Origin of the sequence: Enterococcus sp. DIV1767 (assembly GCF_050542585.1) — a bacterium.
GTDB classification, from domain to species: Bacteria; Bacillota; Bacilli; order Lactobacillales; family Enterococcaceae; genus Enterococcus_D; species Enterococcus_D innesii.
In genome coordinates this window covers 2,311,123-2,330,892 of the sequence record NZ_CP172936.1, presented here as the reverse complement: position 1 = coordinate 2,330,892, position 19,770 = coordinate 2,311,123, and the positions used below count along the sequence as shown (strand labels likewise).

Here is a 19,770-nt window from a genome sequence, read left to right as displayed (position 1 = left end):
CTTGAGTAGGAAGCTGGAATCATGCTACATTTTCGGTAGGGAACAAATAAGGGAGGAATTTTAAATGGAAGAAACAGCAAATAGCGGGTTGGTCAAGGGCTTTCGCTTGATTTGGGCGATCGTGAAGTTGAATTTGTTTTTTGTCGTATTGACGCTTGCCGGTGGTGGAATCTTAGGGATTGGTCCAGCATTTCATACCATCAGTGCTTTGATCCACGAAGATGGACTGAATTATGAGAATCAAAGCTTTCGTAGTGCATGGCGCATTTGGCGCAACGTCTTTGTCAAGGCCAACAAGCAGTTTTATCTGTTTTTCCTACTGACAGGGTTCTTAGTGTATAACTTGTATTTAGCTACCCAGATCCAAGGCTTGATTTGGTTGATGATCTCTTTTGTTTTAGTTGTTGTCAGTGGATTGAGTGTTTTACTGTATCTGTTAAGTGTGGTTTTTGACACGTCTTATGAGATTTCCTTGTGGAATAACCTGAAATTGTCCTTTGTGTGTCTGTTTCTTCATATGGCGACCTTTTTAAAATTACTGGTTGGGATCGCTAGTATTCTAGTTTTTACTTGGATGATGAAAGGGCTCTTGCTCTTTGGAACATTCAGCTTACTGATTTTATGGTGCCATGTGGCGATCAGTCAGGAAAAAAACGTCATTGATCGGGATTTGGCACATGACTAAGTGGCGTTTTCGTTTGTTCAAACATGATTTTTTGATCAATCAGTTGATGCAGCTGTACAGTGTGCTCTTGGTGATCATCTCCATCATTATTATGCTGGTCCTGACCGCTTATACCGGAGCGGATCGTTTTACTACGAGTGAACGTTTAGTGGAGAGCACAAGCATGCAGCTGGATGCTTATGTACAAGACCAAAATACCGTTGTTTCAACGGTACTTGGCGAATTTACCAGTTCAGATACCGCCTTTGAATCTTTACGCAACTATTTGCAGCTTTCATTGCCAGATTATTTTTCCTATAGTAATGATATTTTTCGCCAGACGGGACAAAGTGTTTACTTACCAAATATTCTCTATCGTTTGATTCGTAATCATCCTAGTATCGAAGAGATCATCATTCAGTTGGATGAAAGCAATGAGACACTAGTGGCAACGCCGGATACACCTTACGGAGAAAAACACAGCGGCAAACAGATTGATTTAAAAAATCGTCTGTTTTTTGTTCGTTCGATCGCCCAACCAAGTAATTATGCGCAACCGTTAGGGCAAGTCTACGTGATTTTTCACTCAGACGATGTCTTAGCCAATCGACAAGAAGACAACCAAGCGCATGGTATCAACAGTTTTTTGTATACCTCCAATGGTCAGCGCCTTTACAAGGATGCCGCGAACCTTAGCAAGCAGACCTTAGCGAAAATTGATCAGGCGGTGGCTCATGGAACTATTCACGACACTCTGTCGAAAGACTTTTATATCAAAAAACAAACGACCGTCAGCGGAGAGTTGTCACTGATCTTGTTGTCAAAAGGTGTGATCTGGCGGGATATTTTTTCCAGCGCCATTTGGCTCTTTAGTTTTGGGATTGGGATTCTCTTATTAGTCCTATGGGTGCTTCATCGCACCTTTAAGCGCTATACATCGCAAGTAGAGCAGATCGTCTATGCGACGAAAGAAGTCAGCCAAGGGAATTTTGACAAACGGATCGATACCGCCAATGTCCAACAAGAACTGAAAGAAATCGCAGAAGCCATCAATCAAATGACCTACAGTATCAACGAGTACATCAAAGATATTTACACACTGGAGATCAAACAACGGGATGCCGACATGCGGGCATTGCAAGCCCAGATCAATCCGCATTTTCTCTATAACACCTTAGAATACATTCGAATGTATGCCTTGAGCCGCAACCAAGAAGAGCTGGCGGATGTCGTCTATGCCTTTTCGGCACTGCTACGGAACAATACGACGCAAGAAAAGACGAAGACCTTAAAAGAAGAAATCGATTTTTGTGAAAAATATGTCTACTTGTTTCAGATGCGCTACCCAGATAAGATCGCCTATCATGTAACTATCGATCCGGCATTCGAACAGTTGGAATTGCCGAAGTTCACGCTGCAGCCGCTTGTCGAAAACTATTTTGTTCACGGTATCGATTATCAGCGCAATGATAACGCCATCAGTATCAAAGCTTATAAAGAAGCCGATCAGATCGTGATTGAAGTCAAAGACAATGGCAAAGGCGCAGATCCGCAGCAGTTAGCGATGATTCATGAAGAACTGCAAAATCAGGAGATCGGAGCACAAACCTCGATCGGGATCAAAAATGTTCACGAACGGTTGCGGGGGATGTTCAACGGCGCCTACCAAATGGATGTTACGTCTCAAGCAGCTGCTGGGTTTACGGTCAAGATCCGCTTAGATGAGAAAAGTTTGCAAAGGAGGCATGAGGCAGATGTATAAAGCAATGTTCGTTGACGATGAATACATGATCTTGCAAGGGCTGCAGATGATCTTGCCTTGGCAAGAGCTGGGCTTTGAGGTGGTGCATACAGCGAAAAGTGCTAGTGAGGCTCTCGAGTATCTACAAGAACATTCCGTTGATTTGCTGATCACGGATATTCGGATGCCAGAAATGAACGGCATCGATATGATCCGCCAAGCGCAAGCGTTTGGGAATCGATTCTTCTCGATCATTCTCTCAGGGTATCAAGAGTTTGCCTTTGTCAAACAAGGCATGGCGTTAGGTGTGCGTAATTATCTGGTCAAACCTGTTAACAAAGAAGAACTGCGTAGCAGTGTTCAAGCGATTGCAGCTGAGTTAGAGGAGCAGCAAAAACTGTTGGCAGAAAAAGAACTGTACCAAGAATCAAGCCTCCTACTTTGGTTGAATGATGAATTGAACGAAAGCGAGTACCTACATTTGCTGGCGCAACAGCAGGTACCACTAGCAGCACCCTTTACCGTTTTGCAGTTCAATGGGACCGCCGAGATCTTACAAAAAATCACGACGTTTTTTCAGCAACACGATCAGCCTTTGATCTTACCAGGGCGATTAGATGAAAACCAAGTGATCATTACCGCAGCCGGACCAAGACAGCAAATCAACGCTGACCTAAAAGCACTGGCCCAGCAGCTTGATAGTAAAGACTGGCAGTTGATCATGAGCGAAACCATCAACGAGTGGGAGAATTTGTATAAAGCCTATGAAAAAATCAAACAGGTTCAATCGCTGCAAGCCTTCTACCCAGATCTGTTTTTACAAGAACAGACGATCCACGTGGATATATTAGAGCGAAACGAAGAACTCCCGTTTCTATCTTTTAACAAAGCACTGACCATCGGGGATGTTAAAACGATCCAACATGAGTTGGATAAAATGTTCGCTATTTTGGAACAAACCCAAGCAGACCCTGAGCATGTTCGTTATGTTTCTTTTTTATTGTTCAATGATATTTATCGGCAACTGCCGGTGCTTTCCCAAGAAAACCATGAGCAGATTTTAGCACGAATCCGCGAGTCCAATACATTGGCAGATTTGCGGCAACTCTTTGATGATGTGCTGGAATTGGCGAAATCACAGCCGCCGCAAAAACGTTATTCAGAGATCGTTCAAAAGACGATTCAGCTGATCGAAGAAGGTTATACCCATGATTTGACGGTCAAATCAGCGGCAGAAGAACTGCACGTCAGCGTCGTTTATTTAGGACAGCTCTTCAAGAAAGAAACGGAAATGAGTTTTAATCAGTACGTCAATCTGGTGCGAATCAAGCAAGCCCAGCAGCTGCTGCTTCATTCGAAAGCCACGATCAGTGAGATCGGGGATCGCATTGGTTACAACAATACCAACTATTTTTCCAAAATGTTTAAGAAATTGAATGGTCTGACCCCCAAAGAGTTTCGCGATACCTATGAACAGCATTATGAATCCCTTGATTGAATTTAGATTTCTTCAAAAAAAATCCGGTTTTTGTGATTAAATGATAGTAATTGTGACGCTTTCACGGTAAACTAAGAGAGGAAAAATAAAGAAGAGAGCGTGATGTTGTGAAAGAAACCAAAAAATTTGCACAAGTTTTGATAGGTACCGGGCTGATTGCGTTAGCCATATCCTTATTGATCACCGCCCATCAAGGATATGATACGATCAGTACGTTTTTACTAGGAATTTTGAATTTTGTCGATGTCCCCTTTTGGATTGCCAGTTTGTGTTTTAATATTGTTGTTTTGTTGATCGTTGCAGTCTTTGATCGTGCCGAATTAGGCATTGGCAGTTTTATCAACGGGATCGGCTTAGGCCTGTTGATTGGGATCTTTGAACCAGTGATGGACAAAGTATCGATTCATTTGCCTTTCTACCCGTGGATCGCTATTTTCGCGGCACCGATCTTATTCGGGATCGGCGCCGGTATCTACGTTTCTTCCAACAAAGGTTCAGCCGCACTTGAAGCCTTGACGGCCTTGATCTACAAACGAAGCAAATTGACGCAAAAAACGATCCGTATCGGCTTGGATGCAGTCATGGTCTTGATTGGTTTTGCGTTAGGCGCCAGTGTGGGGTTAGGTACTCTCTTGTGTATCGTCTTTATTGGCCCAATCTTTGAAGCCACCATGAAAACCATCGCTGCTCGGAAGAAAAACGCCTAGCCTTGAGAATAAGTCGGAAAAAGCTGTCTGTGAGGGCAGCTTTTTTGTTGCTTCCATTTAAAGGAATTATCTGAAGGGAGAGGAATCCTGATTTCTTTAAGATTCTCTGGGTAAAAAAAGTGTTTTCTCCATGGTTACTGTCTTAGTGGACTTGGTATACTGATAAGACGAGTAAAGGAGAAATGAAAATGAAAAGTTATCGTTCGACGATTGCAGCTTGCTTTGTAGGGTACATCGTTCAAGCCGTGATCAATAATTTTGCCCCCTTATTATTTTTGACCTTTCAAAGCCAATACCAGCTGCCGATCAGTCAGATCACCTTGTTGGTCAGTTTTAACTTTTTGTCCCAGTTAGCCGTCGATTTTGCAGCGATCTTTTTTGTAGACCGCATCGGCTATCGTATTTCGATCGTAGCGGCGCATTTTTTTGCAGCGATCGGCTTGATTGGTTTAGCTGTTTTTCCCTTATGGTTTCCGACTCCGTTTAGCGGGCTGTTAGCAGCGGTTTTGTTGTATGCCATTGGCGGTGGCTTGTTGGAAGTCTTAGTCAGTCCCATCGTTGAAGCCTGTCCAACGGAACATAAGGAAAAAACGATGAGCATGCTGCACTCGTTTTATTGCTGGGGGTACGTGGGTGTCGTTTTGTTCTCAACGGCGTTCTTCATGGTGTTCGGTATTAAACAGTGGCCGATTTTGGCGATCATCTGGGCGCTGATCCCGTTGGTCAATTTGTTTTTCTTTACAAAAGTCCCGTTGGCGCCAATCGTTGCCGAAGGAGAACGAGGCTTGACCACTCGACAGCTCTTTTCTTTGAAAAGCTTTTGGCTGTTTCTGGTGATGATGGTCTGTGCCGGAGCCAGCGAACAAGCGGTCAGTCAATGGGCATCGACGTTTGCTGAACAGGGCTTAGGCGTTAGTAAAACGCTAGGCGATTTGGCAGGGCCAATGGTTTTTGCCTTGATGATGGGGATCTCGCGCTTGCTTTACGGCAAGTTCGGGGAACGCATCGATTTGAAACGCTTTATGTTTTTGAGTGTTTTGCTTTGTCTACTGGCGTATATGATGATCGGCTTTGCTTCATTGCCGTTGATCGGGTTCATCGGCTGCGGCTTAAGCGGTTTTGCCGTAGGGATCATGTGGCCAGGGGTCTTTAGTCTTTCTGCGCAATACATTCGCAACGGCGGGACGGCGCTATTTGCATATTTGGCATTAGCGGGAGACCTAGGGTGTTCAATCGGCCCTGCTGTCGTTGGTAGCATCGTTGAATGGACGGGACAGCAGCTACAGGTCGGGATTCTAGGGGCGATCGTTTTCCCAATCATCTTGCTGGTAGGAATTTTTTTAGTTCAACAAATGCACAAAAAGCGGCAGCTTCCGTTGTTCGTTTTTCAGGAATCCACAAAAGAATAAAAAAATTTTAGAGCAAATGCCGTCTTTTCATGGTATTTGCTTTTTGTTTTCTGAAATTCCCCTAGTCAAGACAGTTTCAATCCGCTATACTTTGACTTATTCATTTAAAAGGAAGTGATGTTGTGAAAAGTCAATTGAAAAAAGAAATCAGTTTTTTTGGGGCATTATCGACAGTAATGGGAACGGTGATCGGCGCCGGCGTGTTTTTCAAAGCAGCGGCTGTGGTTCAGCAGACGCAATCGACTGGATTGACCTTGTTGGTCTGGCTGCTTGCCGGCTTTCTAACGATTTGCGGCGGTTTGACCGTGGCAGAATTAGCGACGGCGATTCCTGAAACCGGCGGACCCATTCGATATATTGAAAGAATTTATGGGAAATTACCCTCCTTTTTATTAGGCTGGGCACAAAGTATCATTTACTTTCCAGCGAATGTTGCGGCTCTAAGTATTATTTTTGCGACCCAGTGCTTGAACTTATTTCATCTACCTAGCAATTATTTGATTCCTCTGTCGATTTTGACCGGAACGAGTGTGACTTTGATCAATCTTTTGGGAACAAAAGCCGCTGCTCAAGTCCAGTCGGTCACATTAGCAGTCAAGCTGATCCCGATTGCGGTGATCATCGTGGCTGGCCTATTGACACCCGGGCAAGTCTCGGTCTCATTGGTGGATTTTTCTTCCAATACTCAAGGTTCGCTTGCGGCTGGTATCAGTAGTGCTCTCTTAGCAACCCTTTTTGCTTATGATGGTTGGATGGGCGTCGGCAATGTCGCTGGAGAAATGAAGCGACCGGAAAAAGATCTACCTAAAGCCATCATCTTTGGGTTGAGTTTTGTCACCTTGGTGTACGTGTTGATCAACGTTGCCTTTTTAAAAACATTGCCGATCGATCAAATCGCTGGTAATTTGAACAGTGCCTCAGAAACTGCGATGGCCTTGTTTGGTAGCTTTGGCGGAAAACTGGTCACGATCGGTATCTTGATCTCTGTTTATGGCGCATTGAACGGCTATACAATGACTGGCTTACGAGTTCCTTATGCCATGGCGTTAGAAGATGAGATTCCTTTTAGCAAGACCTTTGCGACCTTAAGTAAAACCACCAATGCACCTTATGCGGCAGCCTTTTTACAGTTGGGGATCGCGTGTATCATGATGCTTTTAGGCACCTTTGATCTTTTGACCGATATGCTGGTTTTTGTTATGTGGTTCTTTAGTGTATTATTGTTTGTAGGGGTTTTTCGTTTGCGAAAAACAGAACCGCAGATGAAGCGTCCGTATAAAGTTCCCTTCTATCCAATTATTCCCTTGATTGCGATCTTAGGTGGCTGTTTTATCTTGATCATGACCTTGATCACTGACACGTGGTTAGCAGTCGTGGGAATTGGCGTGACGTTACTAGGAATTCCCGTTTTTTATGGAAAAGCAAAAGGAAAAGCGAGAGGAGCGAAAGAATGAAGATCGTTGTACTTGATGGCTATGCGTTGAATCCAGGAGATTTGTCTTGGCACGGGTTTGAAGAATTAGGAGAGGTGACGGTGTATGATCGTACCTCGTATACAGATAAACAAGAAATTATTGAGCGAATCGGCGATGCCGAAGCAATTTTGACAAATAAAACACCGATCACCGCAGATGTGCTCAAAGCATGTCCGCAATTGACCTACATTGGGGTCTTGGCAACTGGATACAATGTCGTTGATTTGGCAGCAGCGAAGGAACAGGGAATCACCGTGACCAATATTCCTAGCTACAGTACCAATGCAGTGGCACAAGCGACCTTTGCTTTGCTGCTGGAAGTGACGAATCAAGTGGGACACCATAATCGTTCCGTGCATCAGGGCGACTGGCAAACCAGCAAAGATTTTTCTTATTGGCAGACACCATTGATGGAATTGGCAGGCAAAACGATTGGGCTGATTGGATATGGTGCGATTGCTCAAGCAGTTGCCACGATCGCTCGTGCGTTTCAGTTGAAGGTGATCTACTTTAATCATCGACCAAAACCAGCACAAGCAGATTGGGCAAAACAAGTTTCGCTGGCGGAATTGTATCAAGAAGCAGATATCATCAGCCTTCATGTTCCGCAGTTTCCTGAGACAGAAAAAATGATCGATCGCACAGCATTGGCACAAATGAAATCTTCTGCGATCCTGATCAATACCGCCCGTGGCGGCTTGATCGATGAAGGGGCAGTTGCTGAAGCGCTGCACACTGGGCAGATCGCAGCCTTGGCGGCAGATGTCGTTTCCAAAGAACCGATCGCAGCTGACAATCCCTTATTACAGGCGCCAAATTGCTATTTGACACCGCATATCGCTTGGGCACCCGTCGAAACGCGGCGTCGTTTGATGGGGATCGCTGTGGCGAACTTAAGCGGTTTTAAAGCAGGGACACCACAAAATGTCGTGTAAGCAAAACGAGTAAAAGGACTTTGACAAAGCAGGCGACTAGCAAAGCAGTTAGACTCGCCAACACAGTAACCATTTCGACCAGTCAGCCAGCCTCACAAGGTGATTGGTCGTAGGACTCGTGGTTTGTCTAAGTCTTTTTTTGCTGAAAAAGAAAGGAGACCGTCTTGAAAAAGTATTATTATCTAGCGGCCTTTGTTAGTTTGCTGGTCTTGAGCTGGCTGATTCAAACCCAAAGCAGCCACTTTTATGCACAGCCGATCATAGAAGTACAAACGGTTCAAGTCACAGCTGATCAGCAGCAGATCCAAGGGATCCTTCGCAACGGAGAAGAAGCTGGGATACTACGAACAGTCACTACAGAATACACGCCCAACGGTGCGATTCATCCGTTGTATCAGACCGGACAACAGCTGCTTTTGCAAAAAGAAGGGGATGGCTGGCAGGTACAAGCACAAAAACGGGATGGGTATCTCTTTTTCTTCCTTGGCTTCTTCCTGATGGTAGTAGTCGCAATTGGTGGCAAAAAGGGTTTACGGGCTTTGTTTAGTATCTTTGTGAATACTGGCTTACTGCTCCTTTTTCTTTGGTTTCACAAAGGCAACAGCTCCTTTTCATTGGTCTTTTTGATGATCGTTTTTACGATCGTCTCGTTGGTTTTGACGATGGGGATTTCTTATGGCTTTCGCACGATCGACAGCCGCAAAATCATTGCCTCCTTAGCCAGCGTTCTCTTGGCATTTTTTCTCTGTCGATTCGCCATGGATCTTTTGCAAGATCATGGGTTGCGCTATGAGGAAATGTCGTTTCTGACCCGTCCGTATCGCAGTGTCTATCTAGGAAGTCTGGTGATTGGCGCAATCGGTGCCAGCATGGACAATATCGTCATGCTGATTGCCAGTTTAGATGAGATCCAACGCATCAATCCCCAGACGAGCCGCAAGGAACGATTAGCGATCGGTCGGTCCATCGCGCAAGATACGACTTCTTCGATGATCAATGTCTTGTTGTTTGCCTATTTAAGTGGGAGTATGCCAGCGCTATTGTTTTACCTAGCCAATGGCTGGCTGCTTTCGCAAGCATTGCCGATGCATCTTTCTTTAGAAATAGTGCGTACAGTATGCGGCGGCTTTGCGTTGGTTTTATCAGTACCGTTGACGCTCCTTTGTTTTGAAGTGCAAAGGAGGAAAGCAAAATGACTGTTTTGTTTGTGTTGATCTTGCTTTTTCTCTTGCTGACTTTCGCTGTTTTTCGGATCGAAGGGCTGTTTCAAGTCACAGGTCTGTTTATGAATGTGGCCGTCTTTCTAGCGCTACTGGTCCTGATTGACCGAGGGGCTCCAATTTTACCAGCGGCTTGTATTGCCTTTTTAGCCGTGGCGGCGATCACCTTGTTTTTCGTGAACGGCGTCAATCAGAAAACCAAAATTGCCTTTGTCTGTGTGTTGGTCTTTCTAGGGCTTTTTCTACTACTATTTCCGCTTGTGCTCTCTGCAATGAATCTTCATGGGTTTTCGGCAGAGGAACTGGATGAGTTGGCGATGTATTCCTTTGATGTAGCCATCGATTTTAAGACATTGATGACTGCGATCATTTTGATGAGTTTTTCGGGGGCGGTGACAGATGGGAGTATGGCGATCAGCACTGCGACCTATGAACTTTTTCAAGCAAACCCGCAAGTCTCAATCAAGGCATTAAGTAAAAGTAGTATGACTGTGGTATCAGACGTATTGTCTTCGACGATCAATACCTTATTGTTTGCCTTTATGGGAAGTAATCTAGCGTTGATTGCGTGGTTTCAAGATTTGTCGATCTCCTTTGGTGAAATGATCAATTCGAAGGCGTTCGTCTCAGAATTGATCGTTTGTTTGATCACGGGTCTGGCAGCGGTGATTATTTTACCCATCACCGCATGGGCAGCCAGTTGGTATTTTTTGAAAAGAAACCGAATGGAGTAGAAGGGAGCTAAACCACCATGGAACCACTAATTGAAACCAAGCGATTATTGCTGCGAGAAATGAGTCATGACGATCGTCCAGCGATTAAAAAGATTTTGCAAGATCCAGAAGTCATGATTGCTTATGAAGGACCCTTCAGTGAGCAAGAAGTCACTGGTTGGATCGGCAAACAGCTGCAACGCTATCAAAACGATCACATTGGCTTGTGGCTAGTGATTGAGAAAGCATCCGGGCAAGCGATCGGTCAATGCGGCTTGACGTGGCAAGACGTCAAGGGAGAAGCTGTTTTAGAAATTGGGTACTTGTTTCAAAAGAACTTCTGGCATCATGGGTTTGCCACAGAAGCCGCCCAGGCTTGTAAAGACTATGCGTTTGGAACGCTGAATGCCGACATTGTTTATTCGATCATTCGTGAGTCCAATCAAGCCTCCATAAATGTGGCATTGCGCAATGGAATGAAGCTGGTGGATCGCTTTGTTAAACACTATCGACAAGTGGACATGCCGCATCTTGTGTATGCTGTGGCGAAAGAGAGGTGAAAAACGAAAGAATGCTTTTTTCGATGTAGACAATGAAACGCCCCAAGAAAGTTAGCTTTTACTAACTTTCTTGGGGCGTTTTTTATGCTTGCGTAAAGCTTTTTCGCTCGATGAGTTCAGCCCCTAAAAGGACTGTTTTGGTGATCGCTCGAGGATGCACGATCTGATCCACCAATAAATCGATCGCGGTTTTGGCGATTTCCTCCACATCGATGTTAAACGTTGTTAGAGGGGGAGCCACAAATTTTGCGATCTCATTGTCGTTGATACTGATTAGTTCCAAACGATCAGGAATGATGATGGATCGTTCATTTAACGCTTGGAGCACACCAACTGCGATGGTGTCAGAAGCCACAAAGAGCGCCTCTGGCAAATCGTCACCAAGGGATTCCACCATTTTTTTCGCCAAACGATAGCCGGTTTCAACGGAAAAGTTGCCACCAGTAAACAAGAATGCCTCATCGAGGGCGTCTCGCTGAGCCAGCGTTTGACGGAAGATGACCTCGCGACTATCCATTTCTGCACGTTGGGTATCAGGATTTAGATAAGCACCACCAATAAAGCCGATTTTTCGGTATCCTTTTGTTAAAAATAGATCGATCGCCAGTTGCGTCATTCGATCAGTATCGGGTTTGACCGTATCGAACAGCTCTGGACAGGGGTTGATTTCCAAAAGGACGCCATAGGGACAAATGGATTTGAACTGCTGCGTTTCTTTCTCAGTGAAAGAGCCAATCCCAATAAACCCGGTGACTTCTTGCAGTGTTTCTAAAACATCATCTTCATGGGTGATCAGTTGAATTTCCAAATTGTTGATTTTCGCATATTTTTCTAAAGAGATTCGCAATTGTCGAAAATAGACATCTTGCAGCTCTTCTTGTTCTGTCAGCCAGAAAAGGACGGCGATTTTTTCTAGTGTTGTTTTTATTTTTGAGCGATCATAACCTAGTGATAAAGCGGTATGAATAATTTTTTGACGCGTATCGGCTGCGATCGACAACGATTCGTCGCCTTTCAATAATCGGGAAACAGTCGCTTGTGAAAAGCCTGATTGCTCGGCAATTTTTTTTATTGTAACCAATCTTCTTCACCTCTTTCTTCTAGTATACGCTAACAAGTTTACCAAGTAAATGAATTTACTAAATATATTTACTGAATAGTGAAAGTTAATAACATAGAGGTATTTCGAAAAAAATATTTGTGTGATAAACCTTGATTTTATCCGTTTATTTACTCCATTGAAGAAATTAATTTAGTAAAACTATTTACATATTAAGTAAAATAATTTATTATAAACGAGAAGATAGCGTTTGCAAAATAAAGAAAAGGTGGAGAAATGATGATGAAAAAAATGTCTCGAGTTCTTTTTTTAAGTGTAGCAGCTTTAGGATTAGGTGCTTGCGGTCCACAAAGTGAAGGGACAGATAGCACTGCAGCAAATAGTGGCAGCGGTAAGGACTATGATCTATTGGTCTGGGAAGACCAAGCAAAATCAGCTGGGATTGAAGAGGCAGTCAAACAATTTGAAGAAGAACACGATGTGACGATCAAAGTGGTCGAAAAAGCCTATGGTGGACAGATCGAAGATTTACGATTGGATGGCCCCGCTGGTACAGGTGCGGATGTCATCACGATTCCTGGCGATCAAATCGGTACAGCCGTTACCGAAGGTTTGTTGAAAGAATTAACAGTCGATCAAACGCTACAAGACCTGTATACAGAATCAGCAATGCAATCGCAAATCGTTGACGGCAAAGTCTACGGCTTACCAAAAGCGGTTGAAACACAAATTTTGTATTATAACAAAGAACTAATTTCCGAAGAAGACTTGCCACAGACAACGGATGAGTGGCTGGAGTATTCCAAGTCTGTCTTAGGTGCTGACAGTTATGGGTTACTGGCATTATGGGATCAAATTTATTACGCACAAGGTGTATTGAGCGGTTATGGCGGGTATGTTTTTGGCGAGAATGCCGATGGATCCTATGACCCTGAAGATATTGGATTAGCCAATGAAGGCGCGATCGAAGGAGCAGACTATATCCAACAATTTTATGATGCCGGTGTTTTTCCATCCGGATTGGTCGGTGAACAAGGAATCAATGTGTTGGACTCTTTATTTACGGAAGGAAAAGCTGCAGCTGTCGTCTCGGGACCATGGAACTTGTCTCCTTATAAAGAAGCGGGCATCGACTATGGTGTGAAAGAATTGCCATTATTAGGCAATGGTGAACATATGGGCTCGTTTATCGGTGTCAAAAGCTACAACGTAAGTAGCTATTCCCAAAACCCTGAATTAGCTGAAGCGTTCGTCAAATTTATCAGCAATGAAGAAAACTCAAAAGTTCGTTATGAAAAAACACAGGAAGTACCAGCGGTTGCTTCTTTGGCAGATGATCCAGCAGTTCAAGAAAGTGAAAGTGCTGCAGCCATCGCCGCTCAGTCCCAACACGCAGAACTAACGCCAGGGATCACTGAAATGAATTCCGTATGGGAACCAATGGATGCCGCATTGCAAACCATTGCTACTGGAAAGGCTGAACCGAAAACAGCTCTACCACAAGCAGTCGATCAGATCAAATCAGCCATTGCGGCAATTCAAAACTAAAAAGTCGTTACGAGGACAAACGTTTCGGATGGTGATTCAGCACTAGGAATCAAGTAATGCCGAACGAAACGTTTGTCAGCGGCTTTTTCTTACAGGGGGCGAAAATGTGAAAAACACGCAGTCGTATGCAAAACGAGCAATGCTATTCTCGATAATACCAGGATTCGGTCAATTTTATAATCGGCAAAAAATCAAAGGCGCTTTATTTTTCTTCTTTTTTGCTATGTATCTTGTCGTCTTTAAAGATTTATTTAATATGGGACTTTGGGGCATCGTGACATTAGGCGTGGAAGTGCCGAGAGACAATTCCATCTTTTTATTAGCAGAAGGATTAGTTGCCTTGATCGTCATTGGTTTTGGTCTGTTGTTCTATTATTTAAACATCCGTGATGCCTATAAAAACGGCGAATTAAGAGACAATGAGCTACCAGTCAACTCTATCCGTGAAAGCTACCAGGCACTATTAAGAGAAGGCTATCCTTATTTAATGAGTAGCCCAGCATTTTTCTTACTCGTGTTTTCTGTTATTTTTCCGATTCTCTTTAGTATCGCGTTAGCTTTTACGAACTATGATCTGTATCATTCTGCACCTGCCAATTTAGCAGATTGGGTGGGATTAGCGACCTTTAAGAAGATTTTTACTGTCGATATTTGGCGTAGTACCTTCTTCAATGTTCTAGGCTGGACAGTAATCTGGACCTTGATCGCCTCAACGTTACAAGTTTCTATCGGAATATTTTTAGCGGTGCTGGTGCATCAAAAAGAACTACGATTCAAAAAGTTCTTTCGAACGATTTTGATCCTCCCATGGGCAGTTCCAGGATTTGTTACGATCTTGGTATTTTCAGGAATGTTCAATGATTCCTTTGGTGCGATCAATAATACGATTTTGAATTTCTTCCAGATTTCACCGATTCCTTGGCTAACGAGTGCGAATTGGACCCGCTTAGCTTTGCTACTGATTCAAGGCTGGCTAGGCTTTCCGTATATTTTTATCGTGACTACAGGGACGCTGCAATCCATTCCGGATGATTTGTATGAGGCGGCGACCATCGATGGTGCTTCAGCTATGCAAAAATTCCGACGAATCACATTGCCATTACTGCTTTATGCAATGGCACCGATTTTGATTACGCAATATACGTTTAACTTCAACAATTTCAATATCATTTATCTGTTTAATTCTGGTGGACCGGCAGTTCCTGGTTCGACCGCTGGTGGTACCGATATTTTGGTTTCATGGATCTATAAGCTCACGATGCAAAATAGTCAATATGCACTAGCAGCAGCATTGACGATTCTCTTATCGATCGTCGTGATCGCGATTGCTTTATGGCAATTCCGCCGAACAAATTCATTCAAGGAGGTTGGATAACATGAAGGCAGCAAGTATGAAAAAACAAAAATTTTTCCGCCTATCCTTGACGTATCTCGTACTGATTTTTACGGTAGTGGTGATCGTCTACCCTTTACTATGGACGATCGGTGCTAGTTTTAATCCTGGGAACAGTTTAGTAAGTACGAGTCTGATTCCGACGAGTCCAACATTAAGTCACTATACGAAATTGTTTGCTGGCGACAACTCGCTTTATTATAGTCAATGGTATCTGAATTCATTGAAAATCAGTGTATGCACCATGTTTCTGTCACTGATCTTTGTCTCCATGACGGCTTATTCCTTTTCGCGGTTTCGTTTTACAGGCCGTAAAAATGGATTGATGCTTTTCTTACTCCTACAAATGATCCCGCAGTTCTCTGCCTTGATCGCAATTTTTGTATTGGCGCAAATGCTCGGCTTGATCAATAGCCATTGGTTGCTGATCTTGATTTACGTTGGGGGTCAGATTCCCATGAACACGTACTTATTGAAAGGGTATTTTGACTCGATCCCGTTAGATTTAGACGAGAGTGCCAAGATAGATGGCGCAAGCAATACGCGAATATTCTGGCAAATTTTGATTCCTTTATCACGACCAATGCTGGCAGTCGTTGCCATGAATGGCTTTACTGGACCACTCGGGGACTTTGCCCTGTCTTCTGTGATTTTACGTAATCCTGAGTACTATACATTACCCATCGGGTTATACAAATTAGTCACGGATAAAATGGGAGCCAGCTATACGACTTTTGCGGCAGGGGCTATTTTGATCAGTATTCCGATCGCGCTCGTCTTTATTGCATTACAAAAACATTTTGTCTCCGGTTTGACCGCTGGTGGCACAAAAGGATAGGAAGAGAAGATGACAAGATATAACTTAGAAGAACGCTTTTTACATGGTGGGGATTATAATCCTGACCAGTGGCTAAATTATCCCGAGATCTTAGCCAAAGATTTAGAACTAATGGAAAAAGCTCATGCTAATACATTTTCCCTTGGTATTTTTGCTTGGAGTGCCTTAGAGCCAGCAGAAGGGGAGTTTCAATTTGAATGGTTAGACAAAATCATGGATGAGCTTGCCGAACGAAACAGTAACGTCATTTTAGCGACGCCAAGCGGCGCGCGTCCTGCCTGGTTGTCTAAAGCATACCCTGAAGTTCTCCGTACCAATGAAAAACGGGAAAAAATGTTACACGGCGGGCGACACAATCACTGCTTTTCTTCGCCGATCTATCGTGAGAAAGTGGCGATCATCAATCGGAAATTAGCTGAACGCTACCACGACCACCCAGCACTATTGATGTGGCATATATCCAATGAGTATTCTGGAGATTGTCATTGTCCCATTTGCCAAGAAAACTTTCGTCAATGGGTCAAGCAGAAGTACCAAACATTAGCAGCCTTGAATGAGGCCTGGTGGGGACCTTTCTGGAGCCATACGATTACCGATTGGTCGCAAATCGAATCTCCTTCACCGATCGGCGAAATGCAAGTTCATGGACTAAATCTAGACTGGCATCGTTTTGTCACCGATCAGACCATTGATTTCTACGAACATGAGATCAAAGACATTCGCCGTTTGTCTCCAGATGTGCCGATAACAACGAATTTTATGGCAGATACCCGTGATTTGATTCCCTTTTATAGCCTTGACTATGGAAAATTTGCCCAACATGTGGATGTCATTAGTTGGGACTGTTATCCTGCTTGGCACAATGATTGGGGAACGACCGCTGATTTGGCAAGTAAGGTTGGGTTTATCAATGATCAGTACCGTAGCTTGAAAAAGCAACCCTTTTTGATCATGGAATCAACCCCTAGTGGTGTGAATTGGCATCCAGTCAATCGCACGAAACGTCCCGGGATGCATCTGTTGTCTTCTATGCAATTTATTGCTCACGGTTCAGATAGTAATCTTTATTTCCAATGGCGAAAATCAAGAGGCTCGTCTGAAAAATTCCATGGGGCCGTCGTGGACCATGACAACGACGAACAAAATCGTGTTTTTCAAGATGTAGCAGAAGTTGGGAAAGCCTTAGAAGAAATCAAAGAAATCAAGGGATTGCACAAAAAAGCCAAAGTGGCGATCATCTATGATTGGGATAACAATTGGGCGCTCAATGATGCGCAAGGTTTTGGTTTAGAGAGCAAACGCTACCCACAAACGTTGCAAGAACATTACCGCTATTTTTGGGATCATGACATCGCGGTTGATGTCATCACGAAAGACCGTGACTTTGATGCTTACCAATTGATCATCGCTCCGATGCTTTACCTCTTACCAAAAGAAACTATGAAAAAATTTCAACAGTATACGAAAAATGGCGGGACACTGGTTTCCACTTATTTGACAGGGATCGTGAATGAAACGGACTTGACCTATTTAGGGGGCTGGCCCCAAGAGTTACAAGAACTGTTTGGAGTATCTGTGAAAGAAATCGATACGTTATATCCGAAACAAAAAAATCTGCTTTTAATGAAGGAGCAGCAGTACCAAATTCATGATTATTGTAGTGTTGTCCAAACAAACACTGCCCAAACGTTAGGGGTCTACGGTGCTGATTTTTATCAAGGTCAAGCTGCAGTGACCGTAAATGATTATGGTGAAGGGAGTGCCTACTATCTTGGGGGACGGACGGATCAAGCCTTTTTGGAAGACTTCTATCAAGAAGTAACACAACAGCTTCGCTTACAAAATGAGTGGGTCCGTCAAGGTTCAACGAACGTGTCGATCCAAAGTAGAGAAAGTCAGCAAGAGCAGCTCGCTCCAACTACCTATTATTTTGTGATGAATTTTTCCGAAGAAAATCAAGAAGTAGAGGTAGCAACTTCTGGAATCGATTTGCTTACTGGAAAAACGACAAACCAAATGCTTCAGCTGGCGCCTTATGAGGTGCAGATCATCAAAGTGACAGCACCAGTTCAATAAAGACTATTGTGTCAATTAGATAAGAAAAAAGAAGTACTTACGTTGATGAAAAACGTGAGTACTTCTTTTTTATAGAGAGTGTTTTAATTTTCTTGCGCAAATTCGGCAGCTTTTGTTCCTGCTTGGCGTCCGAAGATGATGATATCGGCAACGGCATTTCCGCCAATTCGGTTTTCACCATGCAACCCACCAGTTACTTCACCGGCTGCAAAGAGACCTGGAATGATCTCGTTATCCGTAGCGATCACTTCTGTGTTCGTGTTGATCTTCACGCCGCCCATCGTGTGGTGGATACCAGGAGCGATGGCGATGGCATAGTAAGGTCCTGTTGACAAATCGTTGTCCATTGCTGTGCTGCGTCCAAAGGCTTCGTCTTCACCAGCAGCCACACTGCTGTTCCAGGTAGCGATCGTTTCAGCAAGCGCTGCTTCTGGCATGTCCAATTCTTTTGCTAATTCTTCGATCGTGTCAGCGGATTTGACTAACCCTTGTTGCTCGTAAAAATCAATGGCTGTCACGCGTTCTTTGACACCTGCATCAAAAACTAACGTTGCTGATTTTTCAGGTAGGGCAATGATCGCTTCAGAGACTTTGTCTCGTGTTTCCATTTCATTGAAGAACCGTTCGCCTTCTTGATTGACCAAGATCGCGCCTTCTCCACGGACAGCTTCCGTGATCAACAGTGATTTCGACTGATCCACTGTTGGGTGGATTTGGATTTGCTCTAAATCAACCGTTTGTCCACCTAATGCTTCGATCATTTTGATCCCATCACCAGTCGAACCCTCTTGGTTCGTTGTCACGTAGTCTGCCAATTCTGGTTTGTATTCGGTGATCATGTCGAAATTGGCACCGAAACCGCCTGTTGTAACGACAACTGCTTTGGCATCAATGGTTTGTTCGGTTCCTTCCACTTCAACGGTCACCCCGTTGACTTGACCATCTTCTTCATTGATTTCTTTGACATCGGCATTTACAAAAATTGGGATTTCCAATTCATGGATGTTGCGCATCAAGCCATCAACTAAGTATTCCCCAACAGCGGAACCATCAGATGGACGGTGCGTTCTTTTTTCACTCATCCCGCCAGTCGTAGTTAAGTTGTCTAAAGTGATACCCATGGAATCTAACCAATCGATTGCTTCTGCTGAATGATCCACAAAGTAGCGCAACAATTCTTCATCATTGGTGTTATGACCGCCAGCTAATGTTTCTTCATAAAATAGATCGTTTGAATCTTCGATGCCTTCTGCTTCTTGGAATTTGGTTTCTGAAGCGTTCATTCCTGCAGAAGATTTCAATGTATTCCCACCAGAAATTGGCATTTTTTCTAAAATAACTGGGTTTGCGCCAGCTTCCTTTGCTTGGATCGCAGCGGCCATTCCAGCGCCACCCGCACCGACGATCACGACATCGTAGCTGTCTGCAAGTTCGCTAGGGTCTGTGTATTCTTGACCAGATGCAGCGGAAGTTGCATCTGTTTCTTCATTAGCAGATGAACCAGTACTTGTGCTACTGCTTGTTTGTGAATCAGCGCCACAAGCACTCAAAGTTGCTAACGAGGTTAGGACTAATAGTGTTTGGAAAATTTTCTTCATTGTTTTTATTCCTCCTAAAACTTTTTCCAAATCAAAGACTAACATAGTTGTCATGTTATTTTTAGGTTTTGTTCGAAAAATCACATAATAATTAGAAAAGTTTAATTTATAAAGCGTTTTAGTCGTGATGAAAGGGTTTCTTGGTCATCATAAAAAAGAGTGAATTCGTGAATTTATAGAAAAAGAACAATTATTGATTCTTTGATTTGTTTGATTTTAATCATGAAGGGAGAAAACGAAGAGGATTCGATTTGCCTCTCTTCTGTTATTGAAAAAAGTACGTCACTGAGGTGCCGAGGAACGATCTCTTTTATTGAAAATAAATCAAACGCTTT

The 19,770-nt window shown here is 43.6% G+C and carries 16 protein-coding genes; 14 read left to right on the top strand and 2 right to left on the bottom strand.

What is annotated here, in order from left to right:
• Positions 1 to 64 precede the first annotated feature (64 nt).
• From IGI78_RS11085 to IGI78_RS11040, 10 genes are all read left to right on the top strand, one after another.
• On the top strand, positions 65 to 685 hold the full coding sequence (locus IGI78_RS11085) for a DUF624 domain-containing protein (protein WP_008378954.1): 621 nt from the start codon (positions 65 to 67) through the stop codon (positions 683 to 685).
• Positions 678 to 2,426, top strand: a complete 1,749-nt coding sequence (locus IGI78_RS11080; RefSeq protein ID WP_430618031.1) for a sensor histidine kinase — start codon at positions 678 to 680, stop codon at positions 2,424 to 2,426. The genes IGI78_RS11085 and IGI78_RS11080 overlap by 8 nt, the downstream gene beginning before the upstream one ends.
• On the top strand, positions 2,419 to 3,903 hold the full coding sequence (locus tag IGI78_RS11075; protein ID WP_430618030.1) for a response regulator transcription factor: 1,485 nt from the start codon (positions 2,419 to 2,421) through the stop codon (positions 3,901 to 3,903). Before IGI78_RS11080 ends, IGI78_RS11075 begins: the two co-directional genes overlap by 8 nt.
• A 107-nt stretch (positions 3,904 to 4,010) precedes the next feature.
• Positions 4,011 to 4,610: a YczE/YyaS/YitT family protein gene (locus IGI78_RS11070; RefSeq protein WP_430618029.1), complete on the top strand. Its 600-nt coding sequence runs from the start codon at positions 4,011 to 4,013 to the stop codon at positions 4,608 to 4,610.
• Between the two features lie 188 nt (positions 4,611 to 4,798).
• Positions 4,799 to 6,019: an MFS transporter gene (locus IGI78_RS11065; RefSeq protein WP_430618028.1), complete on the top strand. Its 1,221-nt coding sequence runs from the start codon at positions 4,799 to 4,801 to the stop codon at positions 6,017 to 6,019.
• Between the two features lie 122 nt (positions 6,020 to 6,141).
• Positions 6,142 to 7,473, top strand: coding sequence for an APC family permease (locus IGI78_RS11060; protein WP_077452749.1), 1,332 nt, complete (start codon positions 6,142 to 6,144; stop codon positions 7,471 to 7,473).
• Positions 7,470 to 8,429 carry a D-2-hydroxyacid dehydrogenase gene (locus tag IGI78_RS11055; protein ID WP_430618027.1) on the top strand — a complete coding sequence of 320 codons (960 nt, stop codon included), beginning with the start codon at positions 7,470 to 7,472 and terminating at the stop codon, positions 8,427 to 8,429. The genes IGI78_RS11060 and IGI78_RS11055 overlap by 4 nt, the downstream gene beginning before the upstream one ends.
• A 164-nt stretch (positions 8,430 to 8,593) precedes the next feature.
• Positions 8,594 to 9,625: a YibE/F family protein gene (locus IGI78_RS11050; protein WP_430618026.1), complete on the top strand. Its 1,032-nt coding sequence runs from the start codon at positions 8,594 to 8,596 to the stop codon at positions 9,623 to 9,625.
• The gene (locus IGI78_RS11045; RefSeq protein ID WP_430618025.1) at positions 9,622 to 10,383 is read left to right on the top strand and encodes a YibE/F family protein; all 762 of its coding nucleotides are present in this window, start codon (positions 9,622 to 9,624) and stop codon (positions 10,381 to 10,383) included. Before IGI78_RS11050 ends, IGI78_RS11045 begins: the two co-directional genes overlap by 4 nt.
• 17 nt (positions 10,384 to 10,400) lie before the next feature.
• Positions 10,401 to 10,922 carry a GNAT family N-acetyltransferase gene (locus IGI78_RS11040; RefSeq protein WP_430618024.1) on the top strand — a complete coding sequence of 174 codons (522 nt, stop codon included), beginning with the start codon at positions 10,401 to 10,403 and terminating at the stop codon, positions 10,920 to 10,922.
• Positions 10,923 to 11,004: 82 nt separating this feature from the next.
• Here IGI78_RS11040 and IGI78_RS11035 read toward each other — a convergent pair whose 3' ends face one another.
• The gene (locus IGI78_RS11035; RefSeq protein ID WP_140965082.1) at positions 11,005 to 12,003 is read right to left on the bottom strand and encodes a LacI family DNA-binding transcriptional regulator; all 999 of its coding nucleotides are present in this window, start codon (positions 12,001 to 12,003) and stop codon (positions 11,005 to 11,007) included.
• A gap of 255 nt (positions 12,004 to 12,258) precedes the next feature.
• On the opposite strand from IGI78_RS11035, the gene IGI78_RS11030 reads away from it, so the two are divergent.
• The 4 genes from IGI78_RS11030 (at position 12,259) to IGI78_RS11015 (ending at position 17,837) form a co-directional block, all read left to right on the top strand.
• A complete protein-coding gene (locus tag IGI78_RS11030; RefSeq protein ID WP_140965081.1) occupies positions 12,259 to 13,530 on the top strand; it encodes an extracellular solute-binding protein in 1,272 nt (423 codons plus the stop codon).
• Between the two features lie 139 nt (positions 13,531 to 13,669).
• Positions 13,670 to 14,905 (top strand): carbohydrate ABC transporter permease, encoded by a 1,236-nt coding sequence (locus IGI78_RS11025; protein ID WP_140965089.1) that lies wholly within the window; start codon positions 13,670 to 13,672, stop codon positions 14,903 to 14,905.
• A gap of 1 nt (position 14,906) precedes the next feature.
• The gene (locus tag IGI78_RS11020) at positions 14,907 to 15,761 is read left to right on the top strand and encodes a sugar ABC transporter permease (protein ID WP_081118196.1); all 855 of its coding nucleotides are present in this window, start codon (positions 14,907 to 14,909) and stop codon (positions 15,759 to 15,761) included.
• A 9-nt stretch (positions 15,762 to 15,770) separates the two neighbouring features.
• A complete protein-coding gene (locus IGI78_RS11015) occupies positions 15,771 to 17,837 on the top strand; it encodes a beta-galactosidase (RefSeq protein ID WP_430618023.1) in 2,067 nt (688 codons plus the stop codon).
• 83 nt (positions 17,838 to 17,920) lie between these two features.
• Here IGI78_RS11015 and IGI78_RS11010 read toward each other — a convergent pair whose 3' ends face one another.
• On the bottom strand, positions 17,921 to 19,435 hold the full coding sequence (locus IGI78_RS11010) for a flavocytochrome c (protein ID WP_061054396.1): 1,515 nt from the start codon (positions 19,433 to 19,435) through the stop codon (positions 17,921 to 17,923).
• Positions 19,436 to 19,770: the final 335 nt, after the last annotated feature.

Bases quoted from the DNA above. Each gene is read 5' to 3' on its own strand.
- IGI78_RS11085 (WP_008378954.1), top strand. From the start codon at position 65: ATGGAAGAAACAGCAAATAGCGGGTTGGTCAAGGGCTTTCGCTTGATT.
- IGI78_RS11030 (WP_140965081.1), top strand. From the start codon at position 12,259: ATGATGATGAAAAAAATGTCTCGAGTTCTTTTTTTAAGTGTAGCAGCT.
- IGI78_RS11025 (WP_140965089.1), top strand. From the start codon at position 13,670: ATGCTATTCTCGATAATACCAGGATTCGGTCAATTTTATAATCGGCAA.
- IGI78_RS11045 (WP_430618025.1), top strand. From the start codon at position 9,622: ATGACTGTTTTGTTTGTGTTGATCTTGCTTTTTCTCTTGCTGACTTTC.
- IGI78_RS11055 (WP_430618027.1), top strand. From the start codon at position 7,470: ATGAAGATCGTTGTACTTGATGGCTATGCGTTGAATCCAGGAGATTTG.
- IGI78_RS11040 (WP_430618024.1), top strand. From the start codon at position 10,401: ATGGAACCACTAATTGAAACCAAGCGATTATTGCTGCGAGAAATGAGT.
- IGI78_RS11080 (WP_430618031.1), top strand. From the start codon at position 678: ATGACTAAGTGGCGTTTTCGTTTGTTCAAACATGATTTTTTGATCAAT.
- IGI78_RS11020 (WP_081118196.1), top strand. From the start codon at position 14,907: ATGAAGGCAGCAAGTATGAAAAAACAAAAATTTTTCCGCCTATCCTTG.
- IGI78_RS11015 (WP_430618023.1), top strand. From the start codon at position 15,771: ATGACAAGATATAACTTAGAAGAACGCTTTTTACATGGTGGGGATTAT.
- IGI78_RS11075 (WP_430618030.1), top strand. From the start codon at position 2,419: ATGTATAAAGCAATGTTCGTTGACGATGAATACATGATCTTGCAAGGG.
- IGI78_RS11010 (WP_061054396.1), bottom strand. From the start codon at position 19,435: ATGAAGAAAATTTTCCAAACACTATTAGTCCTAACCTCGTTAGCAACT.
- IGI78_RS11065 (WP_430618028.1), top strand. From the start codon at position 4,799: ATGAAAAGTTATCGTTCGACGATTGCAGCTTGCTTTGTAGGGTACATC.